General features: G+C 57.6%; 1 protein-coding gene. It reads right to left on the bottom strand.

What is annotated here, in order from left to right; genetic code table 11:
• Window positions 1-370 (bottom strand): hypothetical protein (locus tag Xsze_RS22345; RefSeq protein ID WP_211293384.1); only part of this gene is annotated, 370 nt, incomplete at both ends.

Raw genomic sequence — 370 nt, 5'->3', positions numbered from 1 at the left:
CCGACAATAGCGCGAAGGTAAATGACCCACAGACGCTGACCAATGCCGGGACCATCACCACTGCCGCCGACAATAGCGCGAAGGTAAATGACCCACAGACACTGACCAATGCCGGGACCATCACTACCGCCGCCGACAATAGCACGAAGGTAAATGACCCACAGACGCTGACCAATGCCGGGACCATCACTACCGCCGCCGACAATGGCACGAAGGTAAATGACCCACAGACGCTGGTCAATGCCGGGACCATCACTACCGCCGCCGACAATAGCACGAAGGTAAATGACTCGCAGACGCTGACCAATGCCGGGACCATCACCACCGCCGCCGACAATAGCGCGAAGGTAAATGATCCACAGACACTGAC

The sequence above is a fragment of the Xenorhabdus szentirmaii DSM 16338 genome (genome assembly GCF_002632585.1).
Taxonomy (GTDB): Bacteria; Pseudomonadota; Gammaproteobacteria; order Enterobacterales; family Enterobacteriaceae; genus Xenorhabdus; species Xenorhabdus szentirmaii.
This window is presented reverse-complemented; position numbering and strand designations above follow the sequence as displayed.